Source organism: Mesorhizobium sp. P2_B5 (genome assembly GCF_056404775.1).
In genome coordinates this window covers 376,269-393,146 of the sequence record NZ_JBFUDJ010000004.1, presented here as the reverse complement: position 1 = coordinate 393,146, position 16,878 = coordinate 376,269, and the positions used below count along the sequence as shown (strand labels likewise).

Here is a 16,878-nt window from a genome sequence, read left to right as displayed (position 1 = left end):
TACCATTCGCCGGCCTCAAAACCAATCGGCCTGGCGAAAACCGGGGCGGCTGCGCACTGAACTGCGGCTAGCCCGGCTCAAGGCTGTTCTGAAGCGAACCCACCAACGCCGTGATGGCCTGCTTGTATTTTTCGAACTCCGGCGATGTCTGGCGGACTTCCGTCGTTGTCGTCTGGCCTGCATCGGTCGTCGCGGGCGTGGGCAATTTGCGACCCATTTTCCGCTCCGCCCAGTCGACGACGTAGCTGGCGGTCTTGCCGGTGAGGAAAGGGTTGGCCTGGATGACCGCCGAGCCGAGCACCGCGCTCAACTGCGCCGATCCCGGCGACGCCAGCACCTGATGCGCGCCTTCCATGCCGAGGAAATGGCAGAGATAGAGTCGGCCGGCGGTGATCTGGTGGCCGCGCGCCTTGAGATAGGCCTCGCCCTCGCGCGCCAGATTGCGCACCATCTCGCGCGAGATGGTGGCGTCGTAGCGCAGCGCGAGCAGGTCGGCGGTCGACAGCGAGCGCGCCAGTTCGGGACGATAGGTATTCATCATCCGGATCCAGGTCTTGGATATGAACTGGCCGGCGCCGGTTGCCGAAGACAGCGGGTTCTTTGCCCGCGCGCTGCCGCCCGATTCGACATGGACGATGCGGTCGGTCAGCGTTTCGACGGCGGGATCGCTGGATGTGGCGGCGATCGCGGCGGTCGCTGTGCCCAGCGGATCGATGGCCTGGCCGCCCTGATAGAGTTCGAAATGCAGATGCGGCCCGGTCGACAGGCCGGTGGTGCCGATATAGCCGATGATGTCGCCGGCCTTCACCTTGGTGCCGACGCCGCTGGCGATGGCGAATTTCGACATATGCGCATAGCGCGTCTCGCGGCCGCCGGCATGCGCGATCTTGACCACATTGCCGTAGCCGCCGCCGTCGCCCTGGAAGATGATCTCGCCATCGAAGGCGGCGGCGATCGGCGTACCGACAGGGGCTGCCCAGTCGACACCCTTGTGGATGCGGACCACGCCGAGGATCGGATGCTTGCGCGGCCCGAAGGTCGACGTCATGACGCCGCTGACCGGCGTCACCATGCCGTTGGCCACCGTCAGCGAGCGCACCTGGTCGTCGCCCGAGACGCAGGAAAACTGGCCATCACTCTGCTGGAAGACGAAACAGTCGAGGTTCTTTTGTGTGCCTTGCACGCCGACATAGAGCACCCGTCCGTCGGTCTCGTTCTTGCCGCGCGGCGTTTGCGAATAGATCAGCACCAGGCGCTGGTCCTCGCTGGCAAAAGCGTCCAGATCCTGTCCGCGCGACAGATACATGATGGCCTCGCCGATGATGCCGCTCGGCACATTGTTGCGCGCCGCGGTCGAATAGATCGCGTCGAGCAGGCGGTATTGCCGTTTCTGCGTGCCTTCGGTCTCGGCGCCCGAATAGTTGAACAGATCCTCGCGCACCCAGGGGTCGACACCCGACACGAAGGCGCCGGCCGCGTTGCGTGTCAGCGTGCCGACAAAGACATTCTTGGCGTAGACCGAGACCTGCATCAGCGACATTATCGTGGTCTCGCGCGTCGGCCTGAAGCCGCGCATCGCCACGACATAGCCGGGCTGCAGGCCGTCCTTGTCGAACAGCGCCTTCAGTGCCTCGCCGGCAAGCTTTGCGTCCTCGGCGGAAAAATGCGCATCGAGTGCTACGCTGTCCAGGCTGCGGTCGTTGAGGATCTTCACGAAAATGTCCTCGGTCGCCTCGAAGCGCTGGTATTCCGAGGTGACGATGGCAACGCTGGTGTTGTTTTCGACCGCCGTCTTCTGAAAGGCAGGCAGCGCCGCTTCGCCTTCATCGATGGTCTCGCCCCAGCCGGCTTCGGGGTCATCGGCTGCCGCCGAGGCACCCGGAGCGGCCTGCGGATCAGGAGCAGGGCCGGGAGCCGCCGGGGCTTCGTCGGCACCGGGCGAGGGCTGAAGATCGTTCTGCAGGTCATTCTGCGGATCGCTGGGTTCGGTCGGCGGCGCCACTGCGGTCTTCCGCTGCGCCTGGAAGAAGGCGAAATCCTCCTGCGTCGACGGGATCGTCGTCATGAATTTCTCGCTGGCGCTCAGCATCACGTCGGAGAGAACCACGATCTGCGGCGAGATGCCGGCTTGGTCGAGCTCGGCCGGGCGCGGCATCTCGCGGCTTTTGGCGGCGCCGGCCTCGGGTGCCAGCGTGATCCACATCGGGTCGCCGGCCAGATCGATGATGGCGGGAACATAGACCGATGCGTCGGCCGGCACGTCGTCCGAGCCTTCGACGGCGTGCAACTCCTCGTCTTCGTCGCCAAACGACCAGTAATCGGCGGTGAGATAGAAACCGATGGCGATCGCGGCAAGGACGATTGTCGCCAGACCAGCCGCCAGCCCGAGCCAGATCCTGCGCCTGCGCAGCGCGGCGCGCGCCTGCTTCTTTGCCTTGAAGCTGGTATCGATGCTGTGCGTCACGGCGCGCTTCCGGTCAGGAAGAAGGTCCAACGCACCTGTTCCTGCGTGTCGACTTCGAGAAACTTCGCGGCGATATGGCCGCGTTGCCAGCATTCAGTGATGCCGCGGATCGAGAACCGCCGCCGCTCGATGCACATCTCGGTGGAGCCTGCCAGGATGGCGTGGCCGAACACATCCGTCGCGTAGATATAGATGTAGCGGTTGGTCAGCTCCTCACGGATGACGTTGACGCATTGATTGGCGCCGATGGTCCACCAGCCATCGGTCTGGTCGGCATCGTCGACCTTCTGGCCGACGGCGAGATTGACGACGTCGAGCGTCTGGTTGCAGACGGTGAATTCGGCGCGCGCTTGCCCGGTGGAAAGAAGCGCCAGCAAGAGCGTCGCAAGCGCAATCGCGGCGAGCTTCGCGCGCGCATTCAGGGCAAGCAGGACGGGATCACGGCGACGGCGTTGCATCGGCGTCCGTGCTACCCGCCGAGGCGGAAATATTTGGCGGTCGCCGAAAATTCCGAGCTCCTGGCGCCGATCTCGTCGAGGATCCTGGGCAACAGCACCGAGGCCGGCGTCGGCGTCGAGAAGTCCGCCGCCTTGATCTCGTCCGGACCGGTGATCAGCATGATGATCTGCGGCAGGGCCTTGCCTGCCGCTTTGTCGGCGGCGCCGAGCCCGATCGGGATGCTGAAGGTCGCCTTGTCGGCTTGTACGACAACCCGGTCGTCGAGGTTGAAGGCAATGCCCCTGTGGTCAATCAGAATCACGCTGGACACCAGCCCGCCATGCGTCACCAGCGTGCCGTCGATCGGAGAACCGTCCGGCACCGATGTCTGGTCGAGCACCAACTGCGGTCTGTCGGCCGTGCTTGCCCCCATGAAACGCAGGAAGTCGGTGATCCCGCATTGCGTCGGCTGGATGAGGCGGACGCTGATGTCCGGCTCGACATGGAACTTCGCCTGGAATTCCCCAAGCAGCTGTTCGAACGGCGGCACCGACGTGCCGAAGCCCTCGATCGCGGCACTCTTGTCGGTGGCCGATGTCACCGTCGCATAAAAACAGTCGCCACCATTGAAGGCGCTCACCCAGGTGACCTGCTCCGCGGCCGCAGCGGCGGGCGGCGGCACCGCCGGTTTGGGCACATTCATGGCAATGTCGGGCTCTGCCGGCTTGTCGGCCTGCGGACCGCTGGCAATATCGGGCTGGCTTGGCTTGGGCTCCACGATTGGTTCCGGCGCCTGCGTGTCGGGCTTGGGCGCCTGCGCGTTCGGTTCAGGCGCCTGCACCTCGGGGGCTTGGACGGTGGGCTGAGGCGTCGGCGCTAAGGGTTTAGGTGCTTCGGCTGTTGGTTCAGGCGTTTGCGTGGTCGGCCCAGGTGCGGTTGCCTTGGTCTCTGCCGGCGGACCGACAGGCTCGGGTTTCTCTGCAGCATCGGGCTGCGTCGGGTTGGAAGGCGGTTGCAACGAGACCGTCTTGTCGGTTGGTTCGGATGGCTGCGGGGCCGTAGTGCTCGACGCGACCGGAGGCGTCGGCTGCGGCGCGACCGGCGCTTTGGCCTGATCTTCGGCCGGAGTCTCTGCTGGTTGCGGCTTCGGCTCTTCCACCGGCGCAGTGTCCGGAGCGGGCTTGTCGGCGACGATCGGCTTGGTCAGCTCGGGTTGGAGCGGCGGTGTCTTGCCGGTGTCGGTGACCAGAGGCCGGTCTCCGAATCCCAGGATGCCCGATGCATAGAGTCCTCCCAGCGATGCCACGACAACCGCCGCCAGCGCCGCGATCGTCAGGCTTCGGCCTGTAGTAGCAGGCTTCGTCGGTGTGCTTGCTCGCTTGGGAATTTCAGCTGCCGGCTTCGGTTGCGACAGAAGCGCTGGGCGCACGTGCGGCACGAAGGATGGCTCTGCCGTGTCGCTTGCGGGGACCGCACTGAGCCCTTGTGTCTGCGAGCCCTCGACCTTCGAGACCGGCCCGGCGGTCTGCCCGGTTCGCGGCAGACCCGGCCGGGGCGCAAGCGAGGCTGGCGGCAGGGTGGCGTCGCTGTCATCGCGCGTCAACCGGGCGATCTCGGCCATGCTGGCCGGTCGATCACTCGGGTCGGGCTGCAGCATCGCTTCGACGATGTCCCTGAAATCGGCATCGATGCCGGAGAGATCAGGCACGGTCCGCCGTTTTTCGACGATCTCATATTGCGAGCCGCCCATGTCGATCGGCTTGCCGAGCAGCGCCGCCGCCAGCACCAGCCCCAGGCTGTAGATGTCGGATTGTTCGCTGACCTCGCCGCCATAGAGCCCGAGCTGCTCTGGGGAGACATAGTTGTATTTTCCGGCGAACTTGCCGCCGATCAGCGTCTCGCCGCCGACCGTCGCCGATCGCGCAATGCCGAAATCGATGATCTTGGCGCGATCGACCCGGCCGCCCGGCAGGATGATGTTGTCGGGCGAAAGATCGCGGTGGATGGCGCCGGCCTGGTGCACCGCGCTCAGGCCCGACGCCAGCCGGTGGCACAGCTTGCGCACATCCTGCGTCGCCATCGCGCCGCCGCGCATGACGTCGTACAGCGACTGGCCGTCGACGAATTCCATCGCCAGATAGGGCCGCCCTATACCGGGATCGATGGTGAAGACGTGATAGCGCACGACAGCGTCATGCGACAAATGGTTGAGGATCGAGGCTTCCTTGCGAAACAGCGACAGGATCGTCTGGTCGCGGGCGAATTCCGGCAGCACGATCTTGATCGCGACATGATCGCCGGTCTGGATGTTGTGGCCGCGATAGACCTCGCCCATGCCACCCGAGGCGATGCGTTCGTCGAGCTCGTAGATGCCGCTGAGCTGCGTGCCGACGCTGGTATCCGCCATATTGGGCAACAGCCGCGTCTTGTCGTCGGAGCTCATCGGTCGTGGCCTCCTGCTTGGGACAGGCCGTTGCCTTTGTCTCTGATCTTGACCAGCACGATGGTGACGTTGTCGGTTCCGCCGCGCTCAAGCACCATTGCCAGGAGCTTTTCGCAGGCAGCCTGTGGTGCTGCCGACAGTGCTGCTGTCGCAATCTCCGCGTCGCTGACATGCGCCGTCAGCCCGTCAGTGCTGAGGATGAAAATGTCGCCGGCCAGAGTCTCGCCTTGCTGGAAGTCGATGGCGATCTCGTCGTTGACGCCGATGGCGCGCGTAATGACGTTGCGTCGGGGCCAGTTCTCCGCCTCGGCCGCACTGATCGCGCCGCTGTCCAGCAGCTCCTGTACCTCGGTGTGGTCGCGCGAAATCTGCGAGATCGCGGCATCGCGCACGAGATAGACCCGGCTGTCGCCCGACCACAGACAGGCGAACCTGCCGTCCATGGCCAGAAGTGCTGCAACGGTGGAGCCGATGGTCACGCCGCGTGAGCGCGAGATACGCCGGATCTCGGCGTGGGCCCGGCTCAGCCGGTCCTCGAAGCGCGCGCGCAGATCCGGCGCCGAACTGGCGATGCCGATCGTTGCCAGATGCTCGACAATGCTCGCCGAGGCGACCTCTCCGGCTTCATGCCCGCCCATGCCGTCGGCCACGACCCAGAGACCGATCTGCGGCTCGACCAGATAGCTGTCCTCATTGTGGTCGCGCACGCAGCCCTTGTGGCTCACGCCGTAGCTCTCAAAGGCGGCACCGCTCACTTGCCTACCCTCCGCAACGCCTTGGCTGACGTAGCTGACCAGTCTGCCACAGCCCCATCCATTAGAGTATCGAAATCTAAGCCGCCGATGACGGACGGTGTGGTGCCGCCGCTGTCTCTTCGCGCCGCGATCGCCGATCCTGCCATGCAATTCCCCATCAGAAGGCCTTGGGACAGCTGAAGGCCGAGAGCGCCGGCAGCGTGAATGGGTTGCCGTCCTCCCCGGTCTTGATCGTGTAGGCGACATCGCGCCCGCCGATGACGAAATGCGCTTCGAGACTGTCTCCATTGGCGGTGACCTGTCCCTTGTCCAGCAATCGTTTCAACGCCCAGGGTCCGTCGAACTTGATTGCCGACTCGCGTCCCGGCAGCTCCGGCGTCAGGCTGAGACTGGCCGAACCGGTCTTGCCCGGCCACGGAATCAAGCCCGGCGTGTTGCCGGCCTGGGTGGCCTGCAGCACCTGGCCATCGATGTTGAGCAGCGCCATGTCGGCGTCGCCATGCAGCGACAGCGGCGTGAAGGTGATGTTGATCGACGGCACCGGGCCACCGAGCGGAAAGAAGGCGGCGCGAATCTGTGCCGCAAGCTGGAAGTTCCTGAGCGTCGATTTCGCCAGATTGCGGCCGAACTTGGTGTCCTGTTTCCAGTCCCAGTCCTGGCCGCTCATGTCGACCAGCGACGCCAGGTTCTGCGCGAAGAACCGGTCGAGAATCCCGCCCGGAGAAAACAATCTGGCAAAATCCGCCATGGCGACATCGTCAGTGCCGGCGGGGGCGAATGGAAAGCGCCCGGCAATCACCTCCTCGCACGGACGGCCGACCGTCTCCTCCAGCATTTCATTGAGATGCGTGGTCGATGTTTCGGCGACGGTGCCCTCGAAATCATCCGCCGCCGCGCTCACCATCCTGGCCAGCGCCTTCGGCAGCCGCGAGGCATTGGCGCGCAGCGTCGAGATCTGCAGCTGCAGATTGGCGTTGGCCTGGTCCGTCTGCGCGGGGACATCGGCTGCCAGCCGCACGCTTTGATAGATTTCGCGGAAATTCTGGGTCAGGGCATCGAGCGGCCGTTGGCCGGGCGCTCCGGCCACCAAAGCCTGAACGGACCGGAACTGGGCTTCGATGTTGGCGCCCGGATCCTGACTCTGTGTGCTCACAAAGGCGGTCCCGGCCCGGCTTTGCGACTTGCGCGCCGCGAGCTCGATGCCGATGCGGGCGAGGCCCTTGGCGCGGGCGACGGCTTCCTGATCGCTGTCTTGAGACGCAGCCGGATTGCGCTCCTGCGTCAAAGCCGTTTCGCGCGCGATCGCCTCGAACAGCAGCATCAGCGGCGAGCTCGGCGAGCCGGCCGCGGACAGCGCCAGATATTGCGGTTTGTCGGCGGCCATCGCCTTGAACTTCAACCTGTCGAGGACCTCGCTCCACGCCGCCGCAAAACCCTTGCCATAGCGATCGAGAAGCTCGGGGCCGAGCTTGAGTAACTCCTGGTCGAAGCCGCCTTGCTCTCCGCCGCTGCCGATCACCCATTGATCGTCGACCAGCGCCTGCGCCACCTTGGCGAGCTGCGCCAGATAGAAATCGAAGCCGGCATGTGTGTAGAGACCGGGGACGCGAAGCGAGGCCAGGTCGTTGGCGTCATTGCGCTCGAACAGTACCGGCGCTTCTGGGCCGGCTTGCTGCGACACCGAAAAATCGTCCAGCGCCGCCGCATAGGTGGCCGACTGGATGAGCGCGGTGGCCCGGTCGGCAAGGCTCATGCGGCCGAGCGAGCGCTGGGCGGATTCGACCAGCGAACGGTTGAGCTCGAACGAGGGATCCTGGTCGTCGTCGAGTGCCAGCATGGCGCGCAGATGCTTCTCCAATTGCGCCCGCCCGTCGCGATTGTGGGCGCCGGGATAGCGGTTCTTTTCCCAGTCCCGCTTAAGCCAGGTGACGACCAGTTCGTCATCGACTTTCGGCGCCTTGCCGCCCAGCATCAGGTAGATCTTCAACGGCTCGTACAACGCCATCGGATCGGCCATCCTGGCCTCGATCGTGCGTTCGAGCTGGAACAGCAGGCGCGAGCGGAACATCCGCTCCAGCCCCTGCCGGTAGGCGGTCTCGGAGGCGGACAGGATACGCTCACGCTGGCTGAGGCCGAACGTCGCCTTGGCCGGCGTCGGCTGGTCTTTTGCGTCATAGCCGGCCGGCAGGCTGCGCAGCGCATCGAGCGCACCGATGACGGTTTCGAGGTCGGCGTCCGACACCGTCGTGCTTGCGAGCAGCGGGGCTGCCGTCTCGCGGTATTGACCGGCCGCCTGGCTGGTCGCGGCAATCAGCGATTTGTTGGTCGTAAAGCTCAGGCCGAGAACGCCAAGTCCGGCAGCCGCTATGGCCGCGATCGCTGCCAGGCCGGCATAGCGGGCGATGGTCGCCCGCCTGTCGGCTGCCCTGTCATAGGAGACCCAGCCGGACTCCGCGAAAATCACGCGGCTCAACAGATCGTGCAGGAAGAAGCTTTTGCCGGTGCCGGAAAGATGCACCTGGGCGTTCTTGCCGAAACTGCGGCCGATGCTGCCGAGCAGTTGGTCGATCGGTGTGCCTTCCTGGGTGCCGGAGGAAAAATAGAGACCGCGCAAGGGCGCGTTCAGCTGCTTGCGGGTCGGCTCAAAGACGCCGTCGAGGAAATGCACGATCCGGCCTTTCAGCGCACCGAGTTGCGCAGCGAAGCCGAAAATGGCGATACGGGCGACGGGATCGGTCTCCGCCTGCAGCCGCTCGCTCATCTCCTCGCTCAGGCGTTTCACCAGCGCGTCGAATTCGGCCGGCGCCTCGCCGACCATGTTCAGGCCGCGCTCCGCGGTCTGGAAGGTTGCGCCCCATACTTTGCGCCGGCGTGCTTCGTCGAAACCGCCGAAAGTCTCCATGAATCCGGAGACCAGGTCCGCCTTGGTGAACAGCACATAGACCGGGAAGCGGACCTTCAGGACCGCGTGGATTTCCTGCAATCGGGTGCGGATCTCGGCGACACGGGCGGCCTGCTCGCCGTCCGCCATCAGGTCGGCAAGGCTGATCGCCAGGATGACGCCATTGATCGGCTGCCGCGTCCGATGCCGCTTGAGCAGCGACAGGAAGGCGAGCCAGCTTTTGCTGTCTGTCCCAGCATGCGAATCCTGCGTCGTGTAGCGCCCGGCCGTGTCGATCAGCACCGCCTCGTCGGTGAACCACCAGTCGCAATTGCGCGTGCCGCCGACGCCTGCCACAGGCTGCGCCTGGCCCGACCCGGCAAGCGGAAAGTTCAGCCCGGAATTGACCAGTGCGGTGGTCTTGCCGGCACCCGGCGGGCCGATGACGATGTACCAGGGGACCTCGTAGAGGAAGTTGCGCCTGCCGCTCGCCTGCCTGAGCGTGGCAACCGCTTCGCCCATGCGGGCTTCCAGCAGCTTTGCGTCGCTGCCGTCATCCTCTGCGCTGGCCATGGCGGCTTCCAGCGCTTTCTGCGCCTTGCGCCTTCGCCAGAAACGGACTGCATAAATGACCACCGCCGTTCCAACGACAACGCCGATGATCACTGCGCGCAGCCAGACTGGGTCCAGAGGCCGGTCGCCGGCAAAGCGGATCAACGGGCCCGCGAACCAGACCGCCGCGGCAAAGCCGGCCAGCGCGAGCGTGCTGAAGAGGCGCAGCAGCCAGCCGGTCACAGCGTCTCCTCCCGCGGGATCATCACATCGACACGGCGGTTTTTGGCGCGGCCCTCCGGCGTTGCATTGTCGGCGATCGGCTCGTCCTCGCCCTTGCCCTCGACCTTTGTCCGCGACGGATCGCTGAAATGCGCCGCGATCATCTTTTCGACCGACTGGGCGCGGGCGACGGAGAGGTCGAAATTCGACTTGAAGGCGCTGGTCTTCTTCGGTCTGACGTTGTCGGTGTGGCCGACGATCCGGATCGGCCCGCGCTCGGCATTGAGCGCCGCCGCAATGCTGATCGCCACGGGTTCGAATTCTGGTTTGACGTCGGCTCGTCCTGACTGGAACAGCAGTGCGTTGCTGATTTCCACGACGATGAAATCGCCCTTGGTGCCGACGCTGATGCCGCCGGCTTCAATCTCCTTGCCCAGCGCGGCGCGGATGCGATCGACCTGCGCAATCGCCGCTGGTGCTGCGACGACTTTCACCTCCTCCGTCAGCGGCACGAAACCGGCGCGCTCGATGGTGACCGGCGTCGCCGGATTGAGCGCCAGCAATTCGCCGGCAACGGCCTCGCCATCATTGGTGATGAGAACCCGCAGCGTGAAAAAGGCTGCTGTCAAAACCGCCGCCGTCGCGGCGGCGATGGCCCAGAGCGGAATTCGCCTGGAGCCTTGCGCTGACGTCAGCGACAGGCCTTGCCAGCGCGGCGAGATGTCGTCGTCACCGGGGACGCGGAAATAGGCCAGCGTTTCGTAGACGTCGCGGCGGACACGCTCCAGGCCCTCGCGCGCCTGGCCGCGATACTGGCCTTCGAAGCCAAGCGACAGGCAGACATGCATCAGCTCGATCAGATTGCGGTGAGGTTCCGGCGTCGCCAGCACTGTGTTCAGCGCCTGGAAGAAACCGGCGCCGGTGGGTTTGACCTGGAAGAAGCGTGACAGCATGGCGTGCTGTGCCCACGTCTCCCGGCCGGAGCCGGGCAGGTTGGCGATGATATCGTCGGCGGTTTCGCAAAGCACATAGCTGGCGATGCGCGCATCCTCTTCCGAGGTATCGGTCCTGGCGATCTTGCGGTCGAACTCCTCGATCAGGCCGGCGACATGCTCCGCCAGCGGCTCAGCCTGTCTTTCGACGGCCACTAGCCGCAGGTGCCCAAGCAGGATCAGCAAGGGCGCCGCGGCAGCAACGATCGGGTTGGCCGTTCCGTAGTCGACGCCGTCGCTGGCGCCGAGCAACACATCCCACGGCGTTTTCTCTGCCGTCCCGGCCGAACCATGAAACGACGGACCGGCGGGCGCTGCGTCGAAAGGCGCGCCTTGATAGATCACAGTCCCCGTGACGTCCGCCTGCGGTGGCGGTTGGCGGCCGGCGTTGGGATCGAAAACCGTCGATTCCGGGATGCTGGCAGGGGCGATCACGGTGCTGTCGGGCGCCGGCGCATCGCGGGCGAGAACCGTCTTTTGCTTGCGGCCGGGGTTGGCGCGGCTGGGGCGGATGACGGTCTTGCCGGCCGGATCGAAAGGATCGTCCTTCGAGCTCATCGCCGATCCCCGCCTCTACGCCCGCACGGCCAGGCGACGCATAGCGCTGCGCCCGCGCGAACGCGGACCGCAGGACGCTATCTCGCCGTGACATGACATTCGCCGCAGACCCCCGAGGTCGACCAACCGTACCCGCGTGCTCAATTGTCGTATGTGATTGTAGTCTCAGAAGGTTCCGATTGAAACCTGGTGCAATTTTGGTCGCCAGTTGCCGGATTGGCTTGATGGCAGGCGAGGTCAGCTCTTGCCTGGCGGTTTCTGTTTGGCGGCCTTGGTATAGGCTTCGCTGAAATAGCTGAGGAATATGTCCAGGAGGCCGTTTTCGTGCGCTTCCTCCTTGGCCCGCCATGTCGCGACCAGCGCGTCCCAGGCGCGCGTTTTCTTTGAGGCAAAGGAAGATGGCGGCAGTTTCTTGGCGATCGCCTCGGGCGACAAATCGTCGAGCAGCCGCGCCAGCGCTGCCTGCATGGCGGCGAAGGTGGCAAACTCATGCGTCTTGAGGTCGTGGAAGGCGTCTTCGATGCTGTGCCTGGCGTCGAGATAGCCGGCCCTGCGGCGGGCAAACATGATGTCGAGGATTTCGTCCGTCCCGGGCACGAACTTCAGCGGATTGTTGTCGGCGGCGTTGATCATCGTTCGATCGCTGGTCTTGGCCAGGACTTTCGCCGCGGCGCGCGCCTTCAGCAGCAGCACCAGTTCGTCGACGACGATCCGCAATACGGCGCCGATCTCGCCTGCCACCTCATTCGGCTGGCGCAGCAGAAGCACTTCCGGCGGGATTCCGGCACCGGCGGCAATCGCGCGCAGGATCTCGTCGGCTTGCTGTGGCCGGCTGGAGACCGAAGCCGGTGGCGCGGTCGGTGACCGTGGCGCAGCGACATGGTCCGGAAAGGATCCGGCCACGGGCATCTGCCGTTGCGTCGAGCCATGGCCGCCGAAGGCTGCGTTCGCGTCATCGATCGAAACCGAGACGATATAGCGCCCGATCCGGAGCCGATCGCCTTGCGCAAGCCGGTGCGGGCCGGCCAGGCGCTGGCTCGAGCCGTTGACGAAGGTGCCGTTGCGCGAGACGTCGTAGAGAAAGAAAGCGCCGCCTTCATAGCGGATTTCGCAGTGCCGGCCGGAGATGAATTTGTCCGGATCGGGCAAGGTCCAGGCGCAGTTCTCGCGCCCGATCTCGAAGCCGCGGTCACGCGACGCGTAGCCGGGTGGCAGCCCGGCAGGCAGGACATCGACATTGTTGATCTGCAGACTGATGAACATGCGATATGGCCTGTCGACCGCTGGCGTTCTCATTGATCCGATGCGCCGCAGTCTAGCAGCTTGCGGGCACAGCGGGAGAGCGGCGTTTCACACTGGCGAAAGCGGCGCAAACAGGACCTGCCTGCCGCTTGTCCTCTTTGGTCTGCCACGGAACATGTGGTAGGCTCAACACGGCCTGGGGTGGCAAGGTGCGAAATGTCCCTGAACGTGAGATCGTTAACACAAGAAGGGCTGCGAACCTGCCACACTAGCGTCCAGGAGGGGCACGACCCATGCCGAGTGAACAACGCGCCGCACTTGTGCAGACGCCGGTCGGCGCCGAGCTGTTGACCTTCACGCATCTCGTCGGCCGGGACGAGATCAGCCGCTGCCTTGCCTACACCGTGGGATTTGTCAGCACCAATGCGGATATCGATCCGCTGAAGATGCTGGGCGGCGTCGTCTCGATCGAAGGCGAGTCCGATCCCAAGCGCTGGTTCAGCGGCCTCATCGCCGAGTTTCGCCTCACCCGCATCGAAGACAGGTTAGCTTATTACGAGGCGGTCGTCAGGCCGTGGCTGTGGTTCCTCGGCAACACCACCGACTGCCGCATTTTCCAGGACAAGACCGCCGTCGAGATCGTCGAGGAGATTTTCTCCAAATATGGCGGCATCGCCAAGTTCGAAAAGCGGCTGCAGGGGTCCTATCCGCCGCGCGAATATTGCGTCCAATATGACGAGAGCGACCTCGATTTCGTGCAGCGGCTGCTCGAGCACGAAGGCATCATGTACTTCTTCGAGCACGCCGAGGGCGAGCATAAACTGATCCTGGCCGACGCCATGAGCAAGCTGAAGCCAGCGCCGGGCTATGAGACCGTGCTCTATCAGTTCGAAGGACAGGGCTCGCGCCGCGACGTCGAATACATCACCGAATGGATTCCGGGCAGCGCGGTGCGCCCGGGCGCCTATGCCCACACCGACTATGACTTTGAGAAGCCGGCCGCCGATTTGATGGCGAAGTCGGCGCAGCCCTTCGGCCACAAGCAGGCGGCCGGCGAGAACTATCGCCACCCCGGCGCGCATCTGGAAGTCGGCCGCGGCGACAGCCTGGCCGCGATCAGGCGCGAGGAAATCCAGGCGCCGCATATGCGCATTGCCGCTGTCGGCACCGTGCGCGGCCTGTTCTCCGGCTGCACCTTCAAGCTCGACGGCTTTCCGCGCAAGGACCAGAACAAGGAATATCTGGTGGTCAGCGCCGAATACCGGCTGTTCGATCCGGGCTATCGCGCCGGCGTCGACACCGATGGCGAGAATTTCAAGGTCGTGCTTGGCGTGGCGCCGACTTCAGTGCCTTATCGGCCGCCAAGGATCACGGCGCGGCCGATCATGCGCGGGCCGCAGACGGCGACGGTGGTCGGTCCGTCGGGCGAGGAAATCTTCACCGACAAATATGCCAGGGTGAAGGTGCAGTTCCACTGGGACCGCCTGGGCAAGAAGGACCAGAAGAGCTCTTGCTTCGTGCGCGTGTCGCAGACCTGGGCCGGCAGCGGCTGGGGCTTCATCCAGATCCCGCGCATCGGCCAGGAAGTGATCGTCGATTTCATCGAAGGCAATCCGGATCTGCCGATCATCACCGGGCGGGTCTACAACGCCTCGCAAATGCCGCCCTACGGACTGCCCGGCAACGCCACGCAGTCGGGCTGGAAGTCCAACTCGTCGAAGGGCGGTGGCGGCTACAACGAGCTGATGTTCGAGGACAAGGCCGGGTCCGAACTGGTCAACTTCCAGGCGCAGAAGGACCATCACCTTCTGATCAAGAATGACCGCCAGAAGCTGGTCCAGCACGACCAGTCCGACCGCATCGACCACGACGCCAAGCACTCCGTCGGCCACAACCTCGATGAGGACGTCGGCAACAACAAGACGGTCAAGGTCGGCGTCGACCAGACCACCGACATTGGCAGCAACGATACCGAGACGGTCGGCAAGAACCGCTCACTGACGGTGGGGTCCAACGAGACGATAGGCATCGGTTCGAACTCCACCGAGACCATCGGCGCCAATCACACGCAGACGGTGGCGATCGTCCAGACGGTGACCGTCGGCGCGGCGCGAGTCGACAGCGTCGGTGCGACCGAGACCCGCACGGTAGGGTCCGCGCAGACCAACACGATCGGGTCAAAACGCTCTGTCACCGTAGGTGCCGCTCAGAGCCATCACATCGGTTCCAGCGACAGCTGGAACATCGCGTCAAATCAGGACGTGACGATCGGAGGAACCCAGAAGTTCAGTATCGCCAAAGATCAGAACAGCCAGATTGGCGCGGGGAGGCGCACGGAAATTGCCAAGGACGACGGCACCAAGGTCGGTGGCGCCTTCCAGTTGGAGATAGCCAAGGCCAGTATGGTACAGATCGGCGAGGACGGCAAAATCACCGTCGCCAAGACATTCCTGATCGAAGCAGGCGACGCTATCGCCCTGAAATGCGGTTCGTCGTCCATTACGATGAAGAAGGACGGCACAATCACCATAGAAGGCAAGGACATTATGATAAAGGGGTCCGGCAAGATCAATGTGAAGGCGTCTAGCGACATCACTATGAAGGGCAGCAAGATAAATCAGAACTAGGAATTCCGGTATGACCGAGGTTCGAGAGCGCATAGAAGGTGTGGTGATCGGCCAGTTTCTCGGCTTCAATTCAGATTCGCCACTGGTCGTGTTTCCCGGCAATCCAGGTGATGCGGCAGTTCCCGCACGCAGCCTGACTGAACTCACCTCGGCGATGATCGGGGCGGAAGTCGCATTGCTCTTCCAGGAGGGTGACCCGGCGCGGCCCTTGATCGTGGGTCGAATCGTCGAAACTGCCCGCAAATCTCCGACGCCGCAGGTCATTCGCGATGGTGAGCGGGTGACGATAGTTGGCGACGAGCGGATCGAGCTTCGCTGTGGCAAGGCGACGATCATCATGGAAAAGGATGGCCACATCACCATCCGTGGCACCTATGTGACGAGCCATGCCAGCGCCACGAACAGGGTCCGTGGCGGGTCAGTGAATCTGAACTGATGCCCAAGATCGTCTTGCGCGAGATTGTTCGCCAGCATGCCGAAATGGCAGCGTTTCTATGGACGGTCTACGACCATCATCTCCTGCATCCGGACGAGAATCCCGACATGGACGAGGAGCGGCTGGCGCGACTTGTGGAACGGCTTGACTCGCATCTAGACGGTCTGCGCATCGCAGGAGAGGTCGGGCAGGAGATCGCTGAAACGCTCTATGCCGAGTATCCCGAAGCTGGCGAGTTGTTTGTTTTGCGCATGCTGGTCAAGGGCGCACCATCGAGGATCGCGGAACTCGACCTACCCAAGGTCAGGGCGTATCTGTCGAGCAATGGCGGCCAGAAGTAGACGAACACGACGTTCAGGCCGTCACGCCAGTCGGAATCCATTGTCATAGACAAGCGTCAGCTTCTTCCACATTTTGCCGTCGAAGCGCCAGGCAGCGTCGATGCCGGCGACATAGAGATAGTCGCCATCGCTGCGCAGGTCCGAGCCGATGCCGGTATCCTCGAAGGGCTGTAGCACGTCCCCCGCTTCCACACTTACCCCCACCTCGTCGCCCCAATAAGCGCGGCCCTTGAAACTACGCACGGCAAAAAAGGTATGTTCGGGCGCTTGAAGCTCCGTCGCTTCCTCGTTGGCCACTCTGAGGCAGGCGCCACCGTCTCCGGCAAGCCGGATCGTACCGTCGGGAGCGACGTCGATGCCGCGGAATTGGTCATGGCGATGAAGTTCCACCGGCTGCCAACCTGCATCAGTCAATCGGTGGAGGCTGCCCTGTTTGCCGCAGGCAAACAAGCCGTGCCGAGGCGTGCCGTGAACGTCGAAATATTGTATCGGGGCAACGGGTGGTATCGGGCGCCAGGCAGCCCCTTGGAACCGGAGAGCCATCCCTTTGTTCCCCACGGCAATGGGCCCATTCGGGTCCTTTGCCCAGATGCGCCTGAGGCTGATGTCCGAGACCTTTGCTTGTGACCAGTTGGCGTCTGCAAAACGCCAAACCCGGGTGGTTGCCTCAAGCGCAAGCAGTTCGTCCGACGGCGTCGCGGAAAGGGACATCAGCCATGCGTCCGACAGTAGAATGCGCTTGGCGGAAGCCGGATGGAAATCATCGACGGCGAAGACGACCGACACGGTGTTTTCAAAATCTGGATCGCTGACGAGGAAGAGGATTGCGGCACGACCGTCACGCATCGGCGCGACTTGAATGCACTGGTATGCCGTGTCGCTATCCCGTGCGAAGATGTCGAGCAGCGCTCGGTCCATTCTCATATC

General features: G+C 64.0%; 11 protein-coding genes. 3 read left to right on the top strand and 8 right to left on the bottom strand.

The genetic code is table 11. The features are described from left to right. Positions 1-67: 67 nt before the first annotated feature. The 7 genes from AC1D1N_RS17480 to tagH form a co-directional block, all read right to left on the bottom strand. Complete coding sequence (locus AC1D1N_RS17480; RefSeq protein WP_477349952.1) at positions 68-2,464, bottom strand: M23 family metallopeptidase; 2,397 nt, start codon at positions 2,462-2,464, stop codon at positions 68-70. Beyond that, entirely contained in the window at positions 2,461-2,922 is a 462-nt protein-coding gene (locus tag AC1D1N_RS17475; protein ID WP_436258713.1) for a DUF1036 domain-containing protein, read from the bottom strand. Before AC1D1N_RS17475 ends, AC1D1N_RS17480 begins: the two co-directional genes overlap by 4 nt. An 11-nt stretch (positions 2,923-2,933) precedes the next feature. Beyond that, complete coding sequence (locus AC1D1N_RS17470) at positions 2,934-5,345, bottom strand: serine/threonine-protein kinase (protein WP_477349950.1); 2,412 nt, start codon at positions 5,343-5,345, stop codon at positions 2,934-2,936. Next, a complete protein-coding gene (locus tag AC1D1N_RS17465) occupies positions 5,342-6,100 on the bottom strand; it encodes a PP2C family protein-serine/threonine phosphatase (RefSeq protein WP_436258715.1) in 759 nt (252 codons plus the stop codon). The genes AC1D1N_RS17470 and AC1D1N_RS17465 overlap by 4 nt, the downstream gene beginning before the upstream one ends. Before the next feature lie 157 nt (positions 6,101-6,257). Continuing rightward, on the bottom strand, positions 6,258-9,776 hold the full coding sequence (gene tssM, locus AC1D1N_RS17460; RefSeq protein ID WP_477349947.1) for a type VI secretion system membrane subunit TssM: 3,519 nt from the start codon (positions 9,774-9,776) through the stop codon (positions 6,258-6,260). Then, entirely contained in the window at positions 9,773-11,305 is a 1,533-nt protein-coding gene (tssL, locus tag AC1D1N_RS17455; RefSeq protein WP_477349945.1) for a type VI secretion system protein TssL, long form, read from the bottom strand. Before tssL ends, tssM begins: the two co-directional genes overlap by 4 nt. A 237-nt stretch (positions 11,306-11,542) precedes the next feature. Next, the gene (gene tagH / locus AC1D1N_RS17450) at positions 11,543-12,568 is read right to left on the bottom strand and encodes a type VI secretion system-associated FHA domain protein TagH (protein ID WP_477349943.1); all 1,026 of its coding nucleotides are present in this window, start codon (positions 12,566-12,568) and stop codon (positions 11,543-11,545) included. A 272-nt stretch (positions 12,569-12,840) separates the two neighbouring features. Between tagH and AC1D1N_RS17445 the strand changes: the two genes are divergently transcribed. Genes AC1D1N_RS17445 through AC1D1N_RS17435 form a run of 3 tightly spaced genes read left to right on the top strand, consistent with a single transcriptional unit; the run spans position 12,841 to position 15,951 of the window. Then, complete coding sequence (locus tag AC1D1N_RS17445) at positions 12,841-15,174, top strand: type VI secretion system Vgr family protein (RefSeq protein ID WP_477349941.1); 2,334 nt, start codon at positions 12,841-12,843, stop codon at positions 15,172-15,174. Positions 15,175-15,184: 10 nt separating this feature from the next. Beyond that, entirely contained in the window at positions 15,185-15,610 is a 426-nt protein-coding gene (locus AC1D1N_RS17440; RefSeq protein WP_477349939.1) for a DUF6484 domain-containing protein, read from the top strand. After that, positions 15,610-15,951 carry a hypothetical protein gene (locus AC1D1N_RS17435; protein ID WP_477349937.1) on the top strand — a complete coding sequence of 114 codons (342 nt, stop codon included), beginning with the start codon at positions 15,610-15,612 and terminating at the stop codon, positions 15,949-15,951. Before AC1D1N_RS17440 ends, AC1D1N_RS17435 begins: the two co-directional genes overlap by 1 nt. A gap of 21 nt (positions 15,952-15,972) precedes the next feature. On the opposite strand, the gene AC1D1N_RS17430 is transcribed toward AC1D1N_RS17435, so the two are convergent. Further along, positions 15,973-16,869 (bottom strand): hypothetical protein, encoded by an 897-nt coding sequence (locus AC1D1N_RS17430; RefSeq protein WP_477349935.1) that lies wholly within the window; start codon positions 16,867-16,869, stop codon positions 15,973-15,975. Positions 16,870-16,878: the final 9 nt, after the last annotated feature.

What these genes read in the sequence shown, in the direction of transcription:
- tssL (WP_477349945.1), bottom strand. Translation starts at nt 11,305, where the DNA reads ATGAGCTCGAAGGACGATCCTTTCGATCCGGCCGGCAAGACCGTCATC.
- AC1D1N_RS17440 (WP_477349939.1), top strand. Translation starts at nt 15,185, where the DNA reads ATGACCGAGGTTCGAGAGCGCATAGAAGGTGTGGTGATCGGCCAGTTT.
- AC1D1N_RS17470 (WP_477349950.1), bottom strand. Translation starts at nt 5,345, where the DNA reads ATGAGCTCCGACGACAAGACGCGGCTGTTGCCCAATATGGCGGATACC.
- tagH (WP_477349943.1), bottom strand. Translation starts at nt 12,568, where the DNA reads ATGTTCATCAGTCTGCAGATCAACAATGTCGATGTCCTGCCTGCCGGG.
- AC1D1N_RS17430 (WP_477349935.1), bottom strand. Translation starts at nt 16,869, where the DNA reads ATGGACCGAGCGCTGCTCGACATCTTCGCACGGGATAGCGACACGGCA.
- AC1D1N_RS17435 (WP_477349937.1), top strand. Translation starts at nt 15,610, where the DNA reads ATGCCCAAGATCGTCTTGCGCGAGATTGTTCGCCAGCATGCCGAAATG.
- AC1D1N_RS17475 (WP_436258713.1), bottom strand. Translation starts at nt 2,922, where the DNA reads ATGCAACGCCGTCGCCGTGATCCCGTCCTGCTTGCCCTGAATGCGCGC.
- AC1D1N_RS17445 (WP_477349941.1), top strand. Translation starts at nt 12,841, where the DNA reads ATGCCGAGTGAACAACGCGCCGCACTTGTGCAGACGCCGGTCGGCGCC.